17 protein-coding genes are annotated in these 18,385 nt (G+C 54.0%); 7 read left to right on the top strand and 10 right to left on the bottom strand.

The annotated features are described in order from the left end of the window. From ACYZYZ_RS10015 to ACYZYZ_RS10005, 3 genes are all read right to left on the bottom strand, one after another. Nucleotides 1-436, bottom strand: a 436-nt coding sequence (locus ACYZYZ_RS10015) for an alpha/beta fold hydrolase (protein ID WP_461484166.1), incomplete at its 3' end; no start/stop codon positions are given. Nucleotides 437-485: 49 nt separating this feature from the next. Continuing rightward, entirely contained in the window at nucleotides 486-1,949 is a 1,464-nt protein-coding gene (locus tag ACYZYZ_RS10010; RefSeq protein WP_461484165.1) for an NAD-dependent succinate-semialdehyde dehydrogenase, read from the bottom strand. A 272-nt stretch (nucleotides 1,950-2,221) separates the two neighbouring features. Beyond that, nucleotides 2,222-2,533 (bottom strand): helix-turn-helix domain-containing protein, encoded by a 312-nt coding sequence (locus ACYZYZ_RS10005; protein WP_461484164.1) that lies wholly within the window; start codon nucleotides 2,531-2,533, stop codon nucleotides 2,222-2,224. A 111-nt stretch (nucleotides 2,534-2,644) separates the two neighbouring features. On the opposite strand from ACYZYZ_RS10005, the gene ACYZYZ_RS10000 reads away from it, so the two are divergent. Both ACYZYZ_RS10000 and ACYZYZ_RS09995 read left to right on the top strand, forming a co-directional pair. Then, nucleotides 2,645-2,884 (top strand): YdaS family helix-turn-helix protein, encoded by a 240-nt coding sequence (locus ACYZYZ_RS10000; RefSeq protein WP_369427814.1) that lies wholly within the window; start codon nucleotides 2,645-2,647, stop codon nucleotides 2,882-2,884. A gap of 150 nt (nucleotides 2,885-3,034) precedes the next feature. Further along, on the top strand, nucleotides 3,035-3,859 hold the full coding sequence (locus ACYZYZ_RS09995) for an SDR family NAD(P)-dependent oxidoreductase (protein WP_461484163.1): 825 nt from the start codon (nucleotides 3,035-3,037) through the stop codon (nucleotides 3,857-3,859). A 3-nt stretch (nucleotides 3,860-3,862) separates the two neighbouring features. Here ACYZYZ_RS09995 and ACYZYZ_RS09990 read toward each other — a convergent pair whose 3' ends face one another. Then, entirely contained in the window at nucleotides 3,863-4,795 is a 933-nt protein-coding gene (locus ACYZYZ_RS09990) for an AraC family transcriptional regulator (RefSeq protein ID WP_461484162.1), read from the bottom strand. Between the two features lie 385 nt (nucleotides 4,796-5,180). On the opposite strand from ACYZYZ_RS09990, the gene scpA reads away from it, so the two are divergent. From scpA to mce, 5 genes are all read left to right on the top strand, one after another. Beyond that, nucleotides 5,181-7,322 carry a methylmalonyl-CoA mutase gene (scpA, locus tag ACYZYZ_RS09985; RefSeq protein ID WP_305171114.1) on the top strand — a complete coding sequence of 714 codons (2,142 nt, stop codon included), beginning with the start codon at nucleotides 5,181-5,183 and terminating at the stop codon, nucleotides 7,320-7,322. A gap of 114 nt (nucleotides 7,323-7,436) precedes the next feature. Continuing rightward, entirely contained in the window at nucleotides 7,437-8,969 is a 1,533-nt protein-coding gene (locus tag ACYZYZ_RS09980) for an acyl-CoA carboxylase subunit beta (protein ID WP_305171115.1), read from the top strand. Nucleotides 8,970-9,031: 62 nt separating this feature from the next. Further along, nucleotides 9,032-11,020, top strand: a complete 1,989-nt coding sequence (locus ACYZYZ_RS09975) for an acetyl-CoA carboxylase biotin carboxylase subunit (protein ID WP_461484161.1) — start codon at nucleotides 9,032-9,034, stop codon at nucleotides 11,018-11,020. An 87-nt stretch (nucleotides 11,021-11,107) separates the two neighbouring features. Beyond that, nucleotides 11,108-12,079 carry a methylmalonyl Co-A mutase-associated GTPase MeaB gene (gene meaB / locus ACYZYZ_RS09970; RefSeq protein WP_305171117.1) on the top strand — a complete coding sequence of 324 codons (972 nt, stop codon included), beginning with the start codon at nucleotides 11,108-11,110 and terminating at the stop codon, nucleotides 12,077-12,079. Between the two features lie 35 nt (nucleotides 12,080-12,114). Then, nucleotides 12,115-12,519, top strand: a complete 405-nt coding sequence (mce, locus tag ACYZYZ_RS09965; RefSeq protein WP_305171118.1) for a methylmalonyl-CoA epimerase — start codon at nucleotides 12,115-12,117, stop codon at nucleotides 12,517-12,519. A gap of 117 nt (nucleotides 12,520-12,636) precedes the next feature. Here the strand turns inward: mce and ACYZYZ_RS09960 are convergent, their stop codons facing one another. From ACYZYZ_RS09960 to ACYZYZ_RS09935, 6 genes are all read right to left on the bottom strand, one after another. Next, the gene (locus ACYZYZ_RS09960) at nucleotides 12,637-14,016 is read right to left on the bottom strand and encodes an FAD-binding oxidoreductase (RefSeq protein WP_461484160.1); all 1,380 of its coding nucleotides are present in this window, start codon (nucleotides 14,014-14,016) and stop codon (nucleotides 12,637-12,639) included. Between the two features lie 127 nt (nucleotides 14,017-14,143). Then, nucleotides 14,144-15,109, bottom strand: a complete 966-nt coding sequence (locus tag ACYZYZ_RS09955; RefSeq protein WP_461484159.1) for a DHH family phosphoesterase — start codon at nucleotides 15,107-15,109, stop codon at nucleotides 14,144-14,146. 19 nt (nucleotides 15,110-15,128) lie between these two features. After that, nucleotides 15,129-16,319 carry a sulfate adenylyltransferase gene (gene sat, locus ACYZYZ_RS09950; RefSeq protein WP_305171121.1) on the bottom strand — a complete coding sequence of 397 codons (1,191 nt, stop codon included), beginning with the start codon at nucleotides 16,317-16,319 and terminating at the stop codon, nucleotides 15,129-15,131. A 59-nt stretch (nucleotides 16,320-16,378) separates the two neighbouring features. Beyond that, nucleotides 16,379-16,999: an adenylyl-sulfate kinase gene (cysC, locus tag ACYZYZ_RS09945; protein ID WP_461484158.1), complete on the bottom strand. Its 621-nt coding sequence runs from the start codon at nucleotides 16,997-16,999 to the stop codon at nucleotides 16,379-16,381. A 36-nt stretch (nucleotides 17,000-17,035) separates the two neighbouring features. Further along, the gene (locus tag ACYZYZ_RS09940) at nucleotides 17,036-17,641 is read right to left on the bottom strand and encodes a TetR/AcrR family transcriptional regulator (protein ID WP_461484157.1); all 606 of its coding nucleotides are present in this window, start codon (nucleotides 17,639-17,641) and stop codon (nucleotides 17,036-17,038) included. 219 nt (nucleotides 17,642-17,860) lie between these two features. Beyond that, nucleotides 17,861-18,385, bottom strand: a 525-nt coding sequence (locus tag ACYZYZ_RS09935) for a transglutaminase-like domain-containing protein (RefSeq protein ID WP_461484156.1), incomplete at its 5' end; no start/stop codon positions are given.

Raw genomic sequence — 18,385 nt, 5'->3', positions numbered from 1 at the left:
CTGCCGTGAGCCGCTGATCGGCTTCGCTGCGCGAGGTGAGGCCGGTCAGATCAAGCCGCCGCATTGCCTGTGTCAGGTGTGCTTGGCTGTGGCCATAGGCAACCGGCGCGATATCGGCCACGATCAGCCGCCCGATCAACTCGGGCTGCGTCAATGCAAGTTGCATTGCGGCCTTGCCACCCATGGAATGGCCCAGCAGGTGGGCTTTGGGAATGCCGAGGTGGTCCATTAATTCAACAATATCATCGGCCATGGAGGGGTAATCCATTTCCATGGCATGGGGGGATTCACCGTGGTTGCGCAGGTCGACGGAGATCACTTGGTAGTGGTCGATCAGTGCCCGGCCCACCAGCCCAAGATTGCTGAGGGAACCGAACATGCCGTGCATCAGTATTACCGGTTCTCCGGCACCCTGTATCTGGTAGTTCAACTTCACGGTAAAAGCCCCTTGTTGTGCAGCGGATGATTATAACGTTGCGGGGCGGTTACGCGTCGATACCGCTGACGCAGAGGTATTTGATTTCCAGGTAATCGTCGAGGCCATACTTGGAACCTTCCCGCCCCTGACCCGAGTGTTTGACACCGCCAAAAGGCGCCATTTCATTGGAAATAATGCCTTCGTTAATGCCGACAATGCCATATTCGAGCTGTTCTGCTACCCGCCAGATACGGCCGATATCACGGGAGTAGAAGTAAGCGGCCAGGCCGAATTCGGTATCGTTGGCCATCTGGATGGCTTCTTGTTCGCTGTTGAATTTGAACAGCGGGGCCACCGGCCCGAAAATTTCCTCAGTAAATACCCGCATGCTGTTGTTAACGCGGGTCAGGATAGTGGGTTGGACAAAACTGCCCCCCAGTGCATCCAGCCCGCCGCCGGTCATTACCTGGGCACCTTTGGCGACGGCATCGTCGATCAGGTTGCAGACTTTTTCCGCGGCTTTTTTATCCACCAGTGGTCCCAGGGTGACATCGTCCTGATCGCCGGGGCCCACCTGCAGTGCTTTGACGGCGGTGTGAAGTTTCTCGGCAAAGGCATCGTAAACCCCGGCCTGTACCAAAATGCGGTTGGCGCAGACGCAGGTCTGACCGGCATTACGGTATTTGGAGGCCATAGCCCCGGCCACGGCAGCATCCAGATTTGCATCATCAAACACAATAAAGGGTGCATTGCCCCCCAGTTCCATGGAGGTGCGTTTAACGGTGCTGGCACAGGCGGCCATCAGCTGTTTGCCCACCTCGGTGGAACCGGTAAAGGTCACCTTGCGCACCAGTGGATTGGATGTCAGTTCATCACCGATAGCGGCTGTATCACCGGCAGCAATATTAATAAGCCCAGGAGGCGCACCTGCCTGTTCGGCTAGGGCGACCAATGCCAGTGCCGAAAGTGGGGTGGCACTGGCGGGTTTGCAGACCACGGCACAGCCCGCGGCAATCGCCGGTGCCACTTTGCGCGCCAGCATGGCGCTGGGGAAATTCCACGGGGTGATACAAGCGACCACACCCACGGGTTGTTTAATCACCATCAGCCGTTTGTCGCTGGACGGGGAGGGTATCAGATCGCCGTATATGCGTTTGGCCTCCTCAGCAAACCACTCCAGAAAATTGGCGCCGTAGGTTATTTCATTGCGGGCTTCCGCCAGGGGTTTGCCCTGTTCGGCGGTGAGAATTCTGGCGAGGTCTTCGCGGTTTTCCAGCAGCAGGTTGTACCAGTCGCGTAGAAAGGCGGCGCGTTCCTTGGCAGTGGTTTTTGCCCATTGCTGTTGGGCGCGATGTGCGGCGTCCACCATTTGTGCGGCTTCGGTTGCACCGCAGTAAGCCACTTCACTGATTAGTGTGCCATCAGCGGGGTTGTGGACGGGGAATGTTTCGCCACTTTTGGCGAATACCCATTGCCCGTCAATATGGGCCAAGTTTCTCAGTAAGTCGGGATTATTCAGTGTTAGGGTCATAGGGTAAGCCTAGTAGAGCCTGCAGGCAGAGGACAAGTCCCTGAAAGTGTAATGCGGATAGTGAGCAAAGGGGTATAGGGGAGCGGAAACCGCCAGTCCTTTTCCCAGCACAAGAATAGCCTGGTGCAATTGGCCGAGGTGATCCGTTTTCTGATTCAGTAGGTATAAACAGCGGCTAAATACGTTGTTGGCAAGATCGATATTAAGAATTGAACGAGGCAAGAAAAATAACTGGTTTCTCAATAGATCGTTCTGGAGGCCGTTATGGGCTTTTACTTGCTAGGGAGCTCGGTACTAAGGCTCATGATGTGGTCGCTGATTTCTGCGCGTTGTTCCTCGGAAAGATTTTGCCAGGCGTGGGCGAGATCATGATCGAAAGGTTGGCTGATGGTTTTATCTCCACCAAGCCACAACCATTCTGCACAGACGCCCAGGGCCCTGGCAATTGCAAAAATAGCGGATGTAGATCGAGATTGCCCGCTTTCCAGCTTCGAGATCATCTGCTGGGTCAAGCGGGTTTCGGTGGCTAGTTGGGCCTGAGAGAGGCCCGCTTGCTGCCGGGTGGTTCTGATGCGATACGCCATGTCATTCATGGCGAGCAATATTACAACATATGTTGTAAATGTGTAGACAACCATAGTTGTAGTGCGACTTGGTTCGCGTTATTGTTTTCCTAAGATCAGGGAGTGAAATGGATGACCCCAATAGAAGCCTTGCAATCAGTTGTAGAAGCATTGGGTGGGCAAACAGCTTTGGCCAGAGCCCTGTCACAACAAACCGGACGAAGTGTTCGTCAACAACATATTTGGAACTGGTTGAATCGAGATGGCGGTATACCTCCTGCCTATGCGCCGCTTATTGTTAAACTGTGCGAGAAGCGGGGGTTGCACATAACCTGTGCCTTACTCTGTCCGGCCTTTTACCCAGATGCCTGATACTACTCGGCGGAGGCTTTAAATCAGGGTAAAGTCTTTATACTTGTGCAGATGCTCCACCAGACGGGGGGCATGATTAATCGGTGCGAGTAGACTGTGTTTTTAGGCCTATACAACAAGTTGAAATAATAAAATTGAGAAAATAGCCGAATGAAAAAATTGGCGGGTAAAGTCGCGCTGGTCACCGGCGCGGGTCGAGGAATAGGTCGAGAGATCGCTCTGAAGCTGGCCGCCGAGGGCTGCAATCTGGTGGTGAATGATCTGGACGGTGAGCTGCTGGCTCAATTAACCGCGGATGCAGAAGCTTTGGGAAGTCAGGTGGTTACTGTGATAGGGAGTGTCACCGAACCGGATTTTGGCACCCGATTCGTCAAACAGGCCGTGGATGCTTTTGATGGTCTGGATATCGTCATCAATAACGCCGGTTACACCTGGGATAACGTGATCCAGAAAATGGACGACGAGCAGTGGTACGCCATGATCGATGTTCACATGACTGCCCCTTTCCGTATCCTCAAAGCTGCTCAGCCCTATATCAAGTCTTACCATGCGCTTGAATCAGAGGCCGGACGCGAGGTGTTCCGCAAGGTGGTCAACATTTCTTCGGTGTCGGGATTGGGCGGTAATGCCGGGCAGCTGGCCTATTCGGCGGCCAAGGCTGGGGTGGTTGGCATGACTAAAACCCTCTGTAAAGAATGGGGCCGCTTCAAGGTGAATGTTAATACCGTGGCTTTCGGCTTTATTCAGACACGTCTCACAGGCGCTGCCAGTGATGAGCCAACCATTAATATTGAGGGCAAGGACATTCGGGTTGGGGTCAGTGACCAGATCCGCGACCTGATGACAGACCTGATTCCTCTGGGCCGCCCCGGAACACCCAAAGAAGCCGCCGATGCCGTATTTCTTTTTTGCCTGCCGGAATCCAACTACATCAGTGGGCAGACGATCGTTGTGGGTGGCGGGCTTGAGCTCTAGTTATCAGCCCCGGTGGTATTTGCAATAATTTCTTGGGGATAACCCCGTCCACTGCTTAAAGGCCCGGGTAAATGAGCGCGGTTCTTCAAAGCCGACAATATCCGATACTTCATCCACAGAGAGGTTGTCATTGACCAGCTTGTCGATGGCCACCTCGCGCCGAATATTGTCCTTGATTTTCTGGTAGCTGGTGCCTTCCCGCTGTAAGCGGCGATAAAGGGTCAGCGGCAGTACGCCCATCTGTCGTGCCAGTTCTTCCGTTTTGGGAAAAACAAGACGTGAGTGATTAAAGCGTAACAGCATCCGTTCAATCTGGGCTTCCAGGCTGTTGTCTTCGCCGGGGATGGTCATGATGTCGGCAGGGTTGTTGGCCAGAAACGTTTCCAGTTCGCGGTTGGTTCTTACCAGGGGTTTGTCCAGGTACTGCTGGTCAAACAGCAAACCGTTGCCGGGTTGGTTAAACAGTACGTTGCCGGGAAACATGATGCGCAGTTCGTTGCGGTGTTCCGGTGCTGCATGGATAAAGCGGGTTTCCCGAAGCCGGATCGCCTCACCGATATACCAGCTCGGGAAGCGGTGCCAGATAACCAGCAGAAACTCGGTGAGAAAATGGTCGCTGTCCAGCGTCGGCTGCCTCAGGGCAATATTCAGGCAGACACTGGTGTCTGTGTAATCCAGCTGCATGTGGATTTCATCGGTGATCAGGTTGTAGAACTCCACCACCTTTTCCAGCATTTCACCCAGGGTTTTGCAGTGCCTGACCAGGTCGCAGACCATGGCAAAAACACCGTATTTACAGGGGCGGGCAGTGAAGCCCATGAACTCGTCGTTAAGTTGCTGCTGCACCAAGCGGAACAGACGGGCGACCTGGTCGGTGTGTACGCGATCTGTGGAGCCTTCAACGATGGCCGGGTTAATGCCGGCTCTGGCCAGCAATACGTGGTGGTCTTGTTGCTTGCGCTGGATGCCGAGCAGACTGGATGCAACATGATGGTGTGAAATGGTAGCGATGACGAGTCTCTGCTATGTATGGTGAGTTTGGGGTATAGGGTAGCAAAAATATCTGGGTTTATTCAGAAATAATGAAATATTTTGTGAGTTTTGCCGAATTATTTTGCCCTTGTTTCAACCTGTATGCTCCGTCATAGTGCACTCCCACCTCAATAGCGCTCGGCTAAAAAGCGCATTTTGGTGGCAGTCAGAGCCCATTTGTGGTGCCTGGCGGGAAATTCAGCTATACCCAACTATATCGAAAAAAGCAGCCACCCTTATTAAGGTAGATAAGGTAGCGCTGGGTTGAGTTTACTTGAGGCAGCTTTCCATGACCGATCATTCAAAACCATCTTTAAGCGACTGGGCCAATCTGGCCAGTAAAGAAACCAAAGGCAAGTCGCCGGAAGATATGGTGTGGCAGACCCCAGAGGGCATTGCCGTCAAGCCAATCTACACAGCGGAAGACGTCGCTGATCTGGATTACCAGGACAATCTCCCCGGTTTTGCCCCCTTCAAGCGAGGACCCAAGGCAACCATGTATGCGGGGCGTCCCTGGACGGTGCGCCAGTACGCCGGTTTTTCCACAGCGGAAGCTTCCAATGCCTTTTATCGTCGCAACCTGGCGGCTGGACAACAGGGGCTGTCTGTTGCCTTTGACCTGGCGACCCACCGTGGTTACGACTCTGACCATGAGCGCGTAGTCGGCGATGTCGGTAAAGCCGGTGTGGCTATTGATTCCGTCGAAGATATGAAAATCCTTTTTGACGGCATACCCCTCGACAAGGTATCCGTTTCCATGACCATGAACGGCGCGGTGCTGCCGGTGATGGCCAATTACATTGTTGCTGCGGAAGAACAAGGGGTTACCCCGGACAAATTGGCGGGCACCCTGCAGAATGACATTCTCAAGGAATTCATGGTCCGCAATACCTACATTTATCCGCCTGCGCCCTCCATGCGCATTGTTGCCGACATCATCGGCTACACCGCGGAAAATATGCCCAAGTTCAACTCCATTTCCATTTCCGGCTACCACATGCAGGAAGCCGGTGCGACTAATGTTCAGGAATTGGCTTATACCATTGCCGACGGCATTGAATACGTTCGCACCGCCATTGCCAGCGGTCTGGATGTCGATAAATTTGCACCGCGACTGTCGTTCTTCTTTGCCATTGGCATGAACTTCTTCATGGAGATCGCCAAATTGCGTGCGGCTCGTATCCTGTGGTCGACCCTGATGGAAGAGAAGTTTGCGCCCAAGGATCAGCGCTCACTGATGCTGCGTACCCACTGCCAGACCTCCGGTGTCAGCCTGACCAGTAAAGACCCCTACAACAACGTCATGCGTACCACCATTGAGGCGATGTCTGCGGTGCTGGGTGGTACCCAGTCACTGCACACCAACGCTCTGGATGAGGCGCTGGCGCTGCCCACTGACTTCTCTGCCAGGATCGCCCGTAACACCCAGCTGGTGATTCAGGAAGAAACCGGTATTACCAACGTGGTGGACCCGCTGGCCGGTTCCTACTATGTGGAAAGCCTGACTGATCAGCTGGTCAAGGAAGCCCGCAAACTCATTGATGAAGTTGAGGAAATGGGCGGTATGACCAAAGCCGTTGAGTCCGGTATGCCGAAACTGCGTATCGAACAGGCGGCGGCATTGCGCCAGGCCCGTATCGACCGCGGTGAAGAAGTTATTGTTGGCGTCAACAAATACCAGCTGGCGGAAGAGCCCCCCGTAGATATTCTCGATATCGATAACACGGCAGTTCGCGAATCCCAGGTGGCACGGCTGGAAAAAATCCGTGCCCAGCGTGATAGCGCAGCTTGCGATAAAGCACTGGATGCACTGACAGCAGCCGCGGAATCCGGAGAGGGTAACCTGCTGGCACTAGCTGTGGACGCTGCACGCGCCCGCGCAACCGTAGGTGAAATTTCCATGGCGCTGGAAAAAATCTGGGGTCGTCATCAAGCAGAAACACGCACCATCAGCGGTGTTTACGGTTCTGCTTACGAAGGCGATGAAGATTTTGCCGCCATACAGGCCAGCGTCGCAGAGTTTGCCAGCGAAGCGGGACGTCGTCCGCGCATGTTGGTGGCAAAGATGGGCCAGGATGGCCATGACCGCGGTGCAAAAGTCATTGCCACAGCTTTTGCCGATATCGGTTTTGATGTGGATATCAGCCCCATGTTCCAGACGCCGGAAGAAGCCGCCCGCATGGCGGTGGAGAACGATGTTCACGTGGTTGGTGTGTCTTCTCAGGCCGCCGGACACAAGACGCTTGTGCCTCAACTGATCGCCGCGCTCAAAGAGCAGGGTGCCAGTGAGATCAAGGTGGTGTGTGGTGGCGTGATTCCACCACAGGACTATCAGGCGCTGTATGACGCTGGAGTGGCGGCTGTTTATGGGCCCGGCACCAATATTCCCAAGGCGGCTGCGGAAGTCATAGACCTGCTTAGCCAGCACTAATTCTATTTGCCAGGCAACACTATCCGATCCGGGCGGTGTTGCCTGAAACAACGACAAAAAGATTCAGACACGGCCAGTCCATCCACACTGGCGGTTTAGAAACAGGAGAGCACCATGCACGAAATTATCGAGCAACTGGATGAAAAGCGTGAAAAGGCCCGCATGGGTGGTGGCCAGAAGCGTATTGACGCCCAGCACGCCAAGGGCAAGCTGACAGCGCGCGAGCGTATTGATTTGCTGCTGGACCCCGGTTCTTTTGAAGAGTGGGACATGTTTGTTGAGCACCGTTGCACCGACTTCGGCATGGAAAAAGAGCACACTCCGGGTGATGGTGTTGTGATCGGTTACGGCACCATCAACGGTCGTCTGGTGTTTGTCTTCAGCCAGGACTTTACCGTGTTCGGTGGCTCGCTGTCTGAAACCCACGCGGAAAAAATCTGCAAGCTGATGGATCAGGCCATGAAGGTCGGTGCCCCCGTTATCGGACTGAATGACTCCGGGGGTGCACGTATTCAGGAAGGTGTCGCCTCCCTGGGAGGTTATGCGGATGTGTTCCAGCGCAATGTAATGGCTTCCGGCGTGGTGCCACAAATTTCCATGATCATGGGTCCCTGTGCCGGTGGTGCCGTGTATTCGCCCGCGATCACCGACTTCATCTTTATGGTAAAAGACAGCTCCTATATGTTTGTTACCGGCCCGGAAGTGGTGAAGACCGTGACCCACGAAACGGTTACTGCCGAGCAGCTAGGTGGTGCGGTGACCCACTCCAGCAAATCTGGTGTGGCGGACCTGGCCTTCGAAAACGATGTGGAGGCGCTGGTAAAACTGCGCCGTTTCATCAGTTTCCTTCCCGCCAACAACAAGGAAAAGCCACCTGTCTGGCCTACCGAAGACCCGGCGGATCGGGCTGAAATGTCTCTGGACACGCTGATCCCCGATGATCCGAACAAGCCCTACGACATGAAGGAACTAATCGTGAAGGTCGCGGACGAGGGCGATTTCTTCGAACTGCAACCGGACTACGCCGCCAACCTGGTGATTGGTTTTATCCGTGTTGAAGGCTCTACCGTTGGTGTTGTCGCCAACCAGCCGATGGTTATGGCGGGCTGTCTTGATATCGATGCTTCCAAGAAAGGTGCTCGCTTCATCCGTTTCTGTGATGCCTTCAATATTCCCGTGCTGACCTTTGTGGATGTACCTGGCTTTATGCCAGGCACCAGTCAGGAATACGGTGGCATCATCAAACACGGCGCCAAACTGCTCTACGCCTATGCGGAATGTACTGTGCCGAAAGTCACGGTCATTACCCGCAAGGCCTATGGCGGTGCCTATGACGTGATGTCTTCCAAGCACCTGCGCGGCGATGTGAATTTCGCCTGGCCAACGGCGGAGATCGCGGTGATGGGGCCGAAGGGCGCGGTAGAAATTATTTTCCGGAAGGATATTGGCGATCCCGAGAAAATTGCCGCCCGCGAACTGGAATATCGTGAAAAGTTTGCCAACCCCTTTATCGCAGGCAAACGCGGCTTTATCGACGATGTCATCATGCCGCACCACACGCGCAAGCGGGTGGCGCGTTCACTGTCGATGCTGCGTGAAAAGAAACTCGAAAATCCCTGGCGCAAGCACGGCAACATTCCCCTGTAACAGGCGGATGTTGAATTGACTGCACACATTGGATAACAGAATTTCAAGAAGAAGATCAGATTATGTTTAAGAAGATTCTTGTAGCAAACCGGGGCGAGATCGCCTGTCGAGTATTCCGTACCGCCAAGGCCATGGGTATTGGCACGGTGGCTGTCTTTTCCGATGCCGACCGTGATGCCCTGCACGTCACCATGGCGGATGAAGCCGTTCACATCGGGCCCTCTGCTTCGGCAGAGAGTTATCTGGTGATCGACAAGATTATCGATGCCTGCAAGCAGACTGGTGCTGATGCCGTGCACCCAGGCTATGGTTTCCTGTCAGAAAACAAAACCTTCTGTGAAGCACTGGACGCGGCCGGTATCGCGTTCATTGGCCCCGGTGTTGTGGCGATCGAATCCATGGGTGACAAGATCACCTCCAAACTGATCGCTGAAAAAGCGGGTGTGAATACCATTCCCGGTTATACCGACGTGGTCAAAGATGCCGAGCACGCCGTGGAAATTTCCAACGGCATTGGCTACCCGGTGATGCTGAAAGCCTCTGCCGGCGGTGGCGGTAAAGGTATGCGGGTCGCCTGGAATGAAGAGGAATGTCGCGACGGTTTCGAGCGCGCCACCAATGAAGCCCGTTCCAGCTTTGGTGATGACCGCGTGTTCATTGAGAAATTTATCCAGGAGCCGCGCCACATTGAAATTCAGGTGATGGCGGACAGCCATGGCAACGCCATTTACCTGGGTGAGCGTGAATGTTCCATTCAGCGCCGTCACCAGAAAGTGATTGAAGAGGCGCCATCACCGTTCCTGACCCCGGAAGTGCGCAAGGCCATGGGCGAGCAGGCGATTGCCCTGGCCAAGGCCGTGGACTACAAATCGGCGGGCACAGTGGAATTCATTGCCGACGCCAACATGAATTTCTACTTCCTGGAAATGAATACCCGCCTGCAAGTGGAGCATCCGGTCACTGAATTGGTGACTGGCCAGGATCTGGTGGAGTTGATGATTCGTGTTGCCGCTGGGGAAAAGCTGCCACTGACCCAGGACGAAGTCAAACTCAATGGCTGGGCTATTGAGACCCGCGTTTATGCCGAAGATCCCTTCCGCAACTTCATGCCATCCATTGGTCGTCTGGTGCGTTACAGCCCGCCCACTGGTGAGGGAGTTCGTGTGGATACCGGTGTTTACGAAGGTGGCGAAGTGTCCATGTTCTACGATCCCATGATCGCCAAGCTGATCACCTACGGTAAAGACCGTGAAGAAGCCACTGGGCGTATGGTGGATGCCCTGGACGCCTATTACATACGCGGCGTCAGCCACAACATCAGTTTCCTGAATGCGTTGATGATGCATCCGCGCTTTGTTGCCGGAAAGCTGACGACTAATTTTATTGCCGAGGAGTATCCGGATGGTTTCAGTCCCGACCTGGTGCCCCAGGATGATCCCGCAATTTGTGTGATTGCCGCTGCGGTGATTAACAAGAAATTCCGTGATCGTTGCGCCAAGATTTCCGGCCAGTTGCCCAGCCATGAATACCGCCCTTCCAATGACTGGATCGTGATGACTGATAACGGCGAGGCCAATTTCAGCGTATCCGTCGATACCACGGTTACTCCTGTGATCGCCCGGACGGAGGGTAAGGAATATCTGGTGGATACCGACTGGAAACTCGGAGAACCGCTGTTTAAGGCCACTATTAACGGCAAGCCGGTCTGTATCCAGGTAGATCGAGATGGCTGGTTGTTCAAGATGTTCCATCGCGGTGCTGAAAAAGAAGTCTACGTGGTCACACCACAGACGGCTGAACTGAGCCAGCACATGCCAATCAAAGAGCCACCGGACCTGTCCAAGTTCCTGATTTCGCCGATGCCTGGCCTGCTGGTGAAACTGAATGTCAAAGTGGGTGACGAAGTTAAGGCCGGTGAAGAGCTGGCTGTGATCGAAGCCATGAAGATGGAGAACAGTCTGCGCGCCATTTCTGATGGTGTGGTCAAAGCCGTGACTGCCGAAGCGGGTGATAGCCTGATGGTGGATCAACCCATCGTCGAATTTGAATAGACTGGAGTGTTTCTGAGGTTGGCAGTGGTTTCTCGACAGTTACAATGGCCACTGCCATAACCGGAATGTCGGAGACACCGTTTGCAGATGACCCCGGAAGTACTCGCTGAAAAAATTCGGCAAGGTGATCGTCGAGCTCTGGCCAAGGGTATTACCCTGGTGGAATCGACCCGAGCTGATCACCGGGAGCAGGCTGCCAGCCTGCTGGAACTGTTGATGCCCTATACCGGCAACTCCATCCGGTTGGGTATCTCCGGTGTTCCCGGCGTGGGCAAATCCACCTTTATCGAATCCTTTGGGAATTATGTTATCGAGCAGGGGCACCGGGTTGCCGTGCTGGCGGTCGATCCTACGTCCGCTCTCAGTGGCGGCTCCATTTTGGGTGACAAGACCCGCATGGAAACCCTGTCACGCAATGTAGATGCCTTTATTCGGCCCTCACCCGCAGGGGAGACATTGGGCGGCGTTACTCGCCGCACCCGTGAAACCTTGCTGTTATGCGAAGCGGCCGGCTTTGATGTGATCATTGTGGAAACCGTGGGTGTAGGGCAGTCAGAGACTGCCGTGGCTCAGATGACCGATATGTTCCTGTTACTGCTGTTGCCAGGAGGTGGCGATGAGTTGCAGGGTATCAAACGCGGCATCATGGAGCTTGCCGACCTGATTCTGGTCAACAAGGCCGACGGCGATCAACAGGCTGCGGCCAATCGCACCGTGGCGGATTACCGTATGGCTGTGCACTTTTTGCATCCTCGCAGCAGGCATTGGCAGGTACAGGTGCAACCGCTCTCCGCCCTCAAGGGGCAGGGCGTCAACGAAGTCTGGGAAACCGTGGAAAGTTACCGGAAGGCGTTGAGCGAAGCCGATGAGATCGATGCCCGCCGCGCGGCACAGGCAAGGGCCTGGATGTGGAGTGAAACTGCGGACAGCCTGCTCACGGAGTTAAAGGAAAGCGATTCGGTGAAGGCGCTGGTCCACACGCTGGAGCAGGACGTGACAAATGGAAAACTGCCGGCCACGGTTGCCGCGAAAAAATTAATTGATGCGTTTCGTCACTGAGACGGACGCTGGGTAATAAGCAGGAGAATGAGTCGATGATTGGAAAGCTGAATCACGTTGCCATTGTGGTACCCGACCTGGATAAGGCGGTTGCCACTTATCGGGATGCCCTGGGCGCCAAAGTATCGGACGCCACGGATTTGCCCGAACACGGTGTCAGGGTTGTGTTTGTGGAGCTGCCCAATACCAAGGTTGAACTGTTGCTGCCCATCGGCGAAAACTCACCAGTGGCTAAATTCCTGGAAAAGAATGCGGATGGTGGCATGCACCATATCTGCTATGAAGTGGATGATATTCTCGCTGCCAGGGATAAATTGGTTGCCAGCGGTGCCCGTGTGTTGGGCAATGGTGAGCCAAAGATCGGCGCCCATGGAAAACCCGTGCTGTTCCTGCACCCCAAGGATTTTTGTGGGACATTGGTGGAAATCGAGCAGGTTTAACAAGAGTGATCAAGCCTTGCCAGAGAGATTGAACCGTTTTGTAGTTACCCTCCCTTTTTTGTCTGGTGATGACTGATATAGTCGGCCCCGAAAACATTTTTCAGTAGGCTGTTTGTTTTATTCGATCACCTTGCCGCAGTTAAGCAGGCATTGTGGGTCAAGCAGCTTCTTCAACTGCTCCATCAGTTGGATTTCCACCTCACTGCGGCACAGGTGCAAGTAGGGCTTCTTTTCCAGCCCGATACCGTGCTCTCCCGATATTGATCCACCACGTTGCTGCAATGGGCCGTATACAGCCAATTCCACGGCTTTACGGCGTTCCGGCTGATCGTTGCCCAGTTGCACGGCTACATGCAGGTTCCCGTCCCCTAAGTGTCCCAGGGTGGCGATAAACAGGGAGCTGTCTATTTCACGGATATTTGCTTCCATTTCTTCCAGGTAATTTTCCATCTCACTCAAGGGCAGGCTGATGTCGAACAGGATTATCGGCTGGTAAGGTTGTAGGGAGGGAATGTTATCGCGCACGGCCCACAGCCCCTGTTGCTGATGCTGGCTTTCCGCCAGTACCGCATCACAGATCAGTTCCTGCTCCATGGCTGTTTCCAGTGCTGCCAGAAATTGCTCACGGTCCTGCTGTGCGTCGATGCCGGTACTTTCAAGCAGTATGTAAAAGGGACAATCCACTGACAGCGGCGGTGAAGTTTGTTGTTCACCTCCATAGGCTATGCGGTAATAGCTCTGCCACAGGGTTTCAAATGCCCCGAGTTTTCCCCCCAGGGCACTTTCCATATGATTCAACAATCTCGGCATTTTTGAGAACTGGTCTGTCGCTACCAGGGCCGTGGTGGCGACGGGAAGCCTGGACCTCAAGCGCAGTACTGCACGGGTGACAATCCCCAGCGTGCCCTCGCTGCCGATGAACAGATGTTTGAGATCATACCCTGCATTGTTTTTCAGCATCTGGTTCATACTGCTCAGTATGCGCCCGTCCGCCAGCACGACCTCAAGTCCTAATACTTGCTCGCGAGCCATCCCGTAACGAATAACCTGATTACCACCGGCATTGGTGGCAATGTTTCCACCAATCGTGGCGCTACCTCTGGCACCAAGGTCCAGCGCAAAGAATAGTCCCTCCGACTCGGCGCGTTCCTGAATGTGTTGCAATGGCACTCCGGACTGAACAGTCATGGTGCGGTTACTGTTATCCACCGATTCGATGACCGTCATCCGTTCCATCGATATCACCAGTTCATCACGACTGGTATCGCAGGCATGGGTCATATTGGTGCAACCGCCTTGAGTGACGACCTTTTGTCCCTCAGCGCTGCAGAGCCTCATAATATCGCTGACTTGCTGGGTAGTGGTTGGGCGCAAAATGACGCTAGCCAGACAATCATTATTTCCCCAGCCATCGGTGGTTCGCTGCTCAATACCCTCTGTCACGACTCCCTTGGGGCCAAGCAATTGATATAACTGTTGCAGTAAGTCGGGTGACATATCCTGATGCCTGTTACAGATGTGGTTTTTTATTGTTTTGGTCAGCCAGTATGGTGTACGCGGCTTGCCTTTGCAGCCTGTTAACAGTAGTCACTCTGTCAGAGTCAGGCAACCAGAAGTACAGGATTTACACTTTCCCGTAGGAGGATTGGAGGGCGTCAATAAAGTCGGTGAGCTGGTCCGCGGGCAGGTCATTAATGCCGGCAGCAGCTTCCCGTCCACCACCGGTGGGGAAACGGCGGCAGAGGTCTGCTGCACCCGTGCGGTTGGTGAGGGGTGCCCTGACGCTGACCAGAAAATTGCCATTTGCTTTTTCTGTGAGTACCGAATGGGCGCGATCGGGGTTCAGATTGGCGAGGTCGTTACTGAATACGCCACTGACCCGGCGCGCCCAGGGTTGGTCCGGCAGGATAAATACCGCGCTGTGGGCGTCGGCTTTTTCCGGCTGAACAGACGCAGCGGCGGCCATATCCTGTTTGTAACCCTGCTCGAGACGGGAAAACGCATCGGGGTTTTCAGAAATAAAACCCAGCGGATTTTTGTGGCTGCTTAACAGCTGAAACAGTTCTGCCGGATGAAAATGAAGGTCTTCCAGGGCGGACCCATAGCCGTTGTAATTGATATAGATACCCAGGTGTTTTAACTGTTCAGTATCTGCGGCATTGAGTGACAGAGAGTTCGCCAGCGTTAAAGCACTTTTGTTGAGGTTGTCTCCAAAAGCACCGACAACGGCCCAGTCCGCATGAGCACCTTTAAGGTGGCTGTTTACCAGCAAGCTAGTACAGATTTCAGGTGCTTCATTGATGAGCGTTGTCAGTTTGTCTGAGTCGGGGATTACACCAGGGTAGTGGTGGTCCACATAGAACACCTCGGCCCCTGCTTCTAGTATTTCCGCCAGTGGTTCGCGGTTTTTATCCAGAGAAACATCCAGAACCGTCACGCAGTCACCGGCATCGGCAGTGACATTTTTGAGCAGGGCGATATCCCGCTTGACCCCTGTGACCAGCACACTGTCACAGGGGTTGGCCAGGCGCAGTTGGGTCAGCGCGCAGATGCCATCGGCATCGCCATTAAAAACGTCGATCACTGCCATGTGTCTGCCAATTCGTGGTTTAAGCGTTTTCGGAACGGTAATAGTCCATCAGAATCTGAGCCACTTCAGGGCGGGAGAATTCTGGAGGAGGAGCAATCCCATCGCCAAGCATTTGCCGAACCTTGGTGCCGGAAAGGAGAATGAAATCGTCTTTTTCATGGTCTTCGGCCTCGTTCATCATCACCACGCGGCCCAGCTTTTTGGAAAAGGCGGTGTGATCGGCGCGGAAAATCTGAATATCCAGGGCATCAGCCGGTACTTTGTCATCGAAGATGGTCTGCGCGTCGAAGGCGCCGTAATAATCACCAACGCCAGCGTGATCACGGCCAACAATCAGGTGGGTAGCACCCATATTCTGGCGGAATACGGCGTGTAGTACAGCCTCGCGAGGTCCGGCGTAGAGCATGTCGAAGCCATAACCGGTGACCATGACAGTATTTTTTGGGAAATAGTGTTCAACCATGGTACGGATGCAGGCATCACGCACGGGGGCTGGAATATCGCCTTTCTTCAGCTTGCCGAGCAGCATGTGCACTACGACGCCGTCGGCATCGAGGCGCTCCATGGCCATGCGACAGAGTTCTTCGTGGGCGCGGTGCATCGGGTTGCGGGTCTGGAAGGCAACCACTTTTTCCCAGCCACGCTCGCTGATTTCATTGCGAATTTCCACTGCGGTGCGGAAGGTATCAGGAAAATCATTCTGGAAATAACTGAAGCTCAACACCTGGATATCACCAGAGATCAGGTTGTTGCCCAGCCCGCTGAATGTGGCCACGCCGGGGTGCTCAGGATCCAGTGTGCCAAAAATTTGCTGAGCCATGGACTGGATCTGCTCGTCACTGACGGTTTCGATGGCGGCAATATCCATAATGGCCATCACCGGGTTGCCCTCGGTATTGGGGTCGCGAAGGGCAATGCGCGATGCACCCTGAATAGTGCTGATATCATCGGTCAGGTTGATCACTGGAACCGGCCAGAACAGACCATCTGTGGTGTGCAGGGTTTCTGCCACGCTGAGCGCATCTGCCAGGTTCATGTAGCCGCGGAGAGGGTTAAAGTAACCTGCACCGAGCATCACTGCGTTGGCTGCAGCCGCTGAATTAATCAACAGAGAAGGAAGGCCTTCTGCCTCTTTCAAGAGTTGGTGGTGTTTTTCTGTGTCGTAGACAAAAAGCGGGTTCAATGTGTCTGAGCCGTGTGGCTTGATCACGATGGAGTCTCCTGTGATGTAATGCAATCGAGAGTGTTTGGGCCGATAGCCGGGGCAGTTTAGTCTACTGCCAGCAGTTTGCGGGTTTTCAGGAATTCGATAATGGTGTCGACTTCCTGTTCCAGGGTCATTTCGGCTGTGCGCAAATGAATTTCGGGATTTTCCGGAGCTTCGTAGGGGTCGTCAATACCCGTGAAGTTTTTAATCTCACCGGCCCGGGCTTTTTTATAGAGTCCTTTCGGGTCGCGTTTTTCAGCTTCGGCCAAAGGGCAGTCTACAAAGACTTCAATAAAATCAAAGCCGGCATCTTCGTGGAGCTTACGGACCTGGTCCCGGTCGGCCCGGTAAGGGCTGATAAAACTCGACAGGGAAATGATGCCGGAATCGGCGAACAGTTTCGCCACTTCACCAATACGCCGGATATTTTCCGTGCGGTCTTCGGCGCTGAACCCCAGGTTTTTGTTGATGCCCAGGCGGATGTTATCGCCGTCCAGGCGGTAGGACAGTTTGCCGTGCTCGAAAAGCGTGTTTTCCAGTGCCACAGACACAGTACTTTTGCCACTGCCGGACAGACCGGTAAACCAGAGTGTCGCGCCTTTCTGTCCCATGAGGCGGTTGCGGTCTTCGCGTGTGACTTCTCCGTGGTGCCAATGAACATTTGTAGCGATTTGCTGGGTCATCTGTCAGTCCTTTTGTCGTGGTTTATAGATGTTGTTCTATCCTGGGGGCAAGGAGCCCTGGAGCGTTAGCTCCAGGCACCGTGCGCCAATGTCTTCAATATCGAGACGGGTGTCACGCAGTAACATGACACCCCAGTAATTGCAGAGCCCTATCAATGAGCGGGCACTGAAACGACAGTCGAGCTGGGGGTTCAGGGAGCCATCTTTAACCCCTGCACTGAACAATTGTTCCAGAAGCTCACGGTACCTTGACCCCAGAGTCTTGAGCTGTTCGCGCCGGGTATCTGCCAGATATAGTCGTTGTTCATTGTGAACTTTCATGGCCTCATGGTGTGTTCGATAGCTCGCCAGGTGGGATTGAATCGCCTTGCCAAGTTTGTTGGTAATTGAACCCGGCTGTGTCGCCAGTACCTCCATGCGAGATAGGTAATCCCGCAGTGCAAACAGACAAACCTCTTCCAGCGCTGCTTCCTTACTGTCGAAGTAGTAGTAGAGACTTCCCTGCTGGATACCCATTTCGTTGGCAATATCCTGTGTCGTGGCACCATGAAACCCTTTTTTGGCAAACACCGAGGCAGCAGCAGCGATCGCGCGTTGATGCTGTTGTTGATAGCGGGTTGATGTGGCACGGCTTGTCGTCATTCGATAATTCAAATTCTATAAGGTTATAGAATCTATAAGTGTATAGAAAAATACCAGGAGGTACAGTGAGATTTTGCTACAGGGTTTGGAATTCAGAAACTTTCTGACCCATTCAGGGCCTTATGTCAGCTCAGGGCTGTTTGCTCGCTCAGGGCTGTTTGTCCGCTCAGGGCTGTTTGCTCGCTCAAGGCTGTTTGTCCGCTCAGGGCTGTCTTGGGTTTATGCTTTTTCAGAGACGGGCAAGACATCCACAGACTGTTTGCTGGTGTGTTCGCCATGGGTACGCATCACCCCTTTGATAGGTGCTACATCGGAGTAATCGCGTCCGCGGGCGATCACGACATGATCGCTGCTCGCCATCATGTCATTGGTTGGGTCAAACTCAACCCAGCCCATGTTGCTGCCACACCAGGCCCTTACCCAGGCATGCATGGCATCGGCACCTTCAAGACGATCTTTGCCTTCCGGGGGGATAGTGCGCAGAAAACCGCTGACGTAACCGGCAGGTATACCTATGCCGCGTAGGCAGGCAATCATCACGTGTGAAAAATCCTGGCATACGCCATGACGATTCTGGAAGGCCTCGAGCATGGGCGTTTCCACGGTAGTGGCCTCAGGGTCATAGCGCATGTCTTTATAAAGTGCCTTACCGATGATCTTGATCGCGTCGAGAACGCTGACATCATTGGCCAGCAACTCTTTGGCATATTTGGTGGTTAAGGCTTCTATGGGCACTCTCAGGGA

The sequence above is a fragment of the Porticoccus sp. genome (genome assembly GCA_023261185.1).
In the GTDB taxonomy this organism is placed as follows: domain Bacteria; phylum Pseudomonadota; class Gammaproteobacteria; order Pseudomonadales; family Porticoccaceae; genus Porticoccus; species Porticoccus litoralis.
The sequence above is the reverse complement of the archived record's forward strand: the minus strand, read 5'-3'. Positions and strand labels throughout refer to the sequence as shown.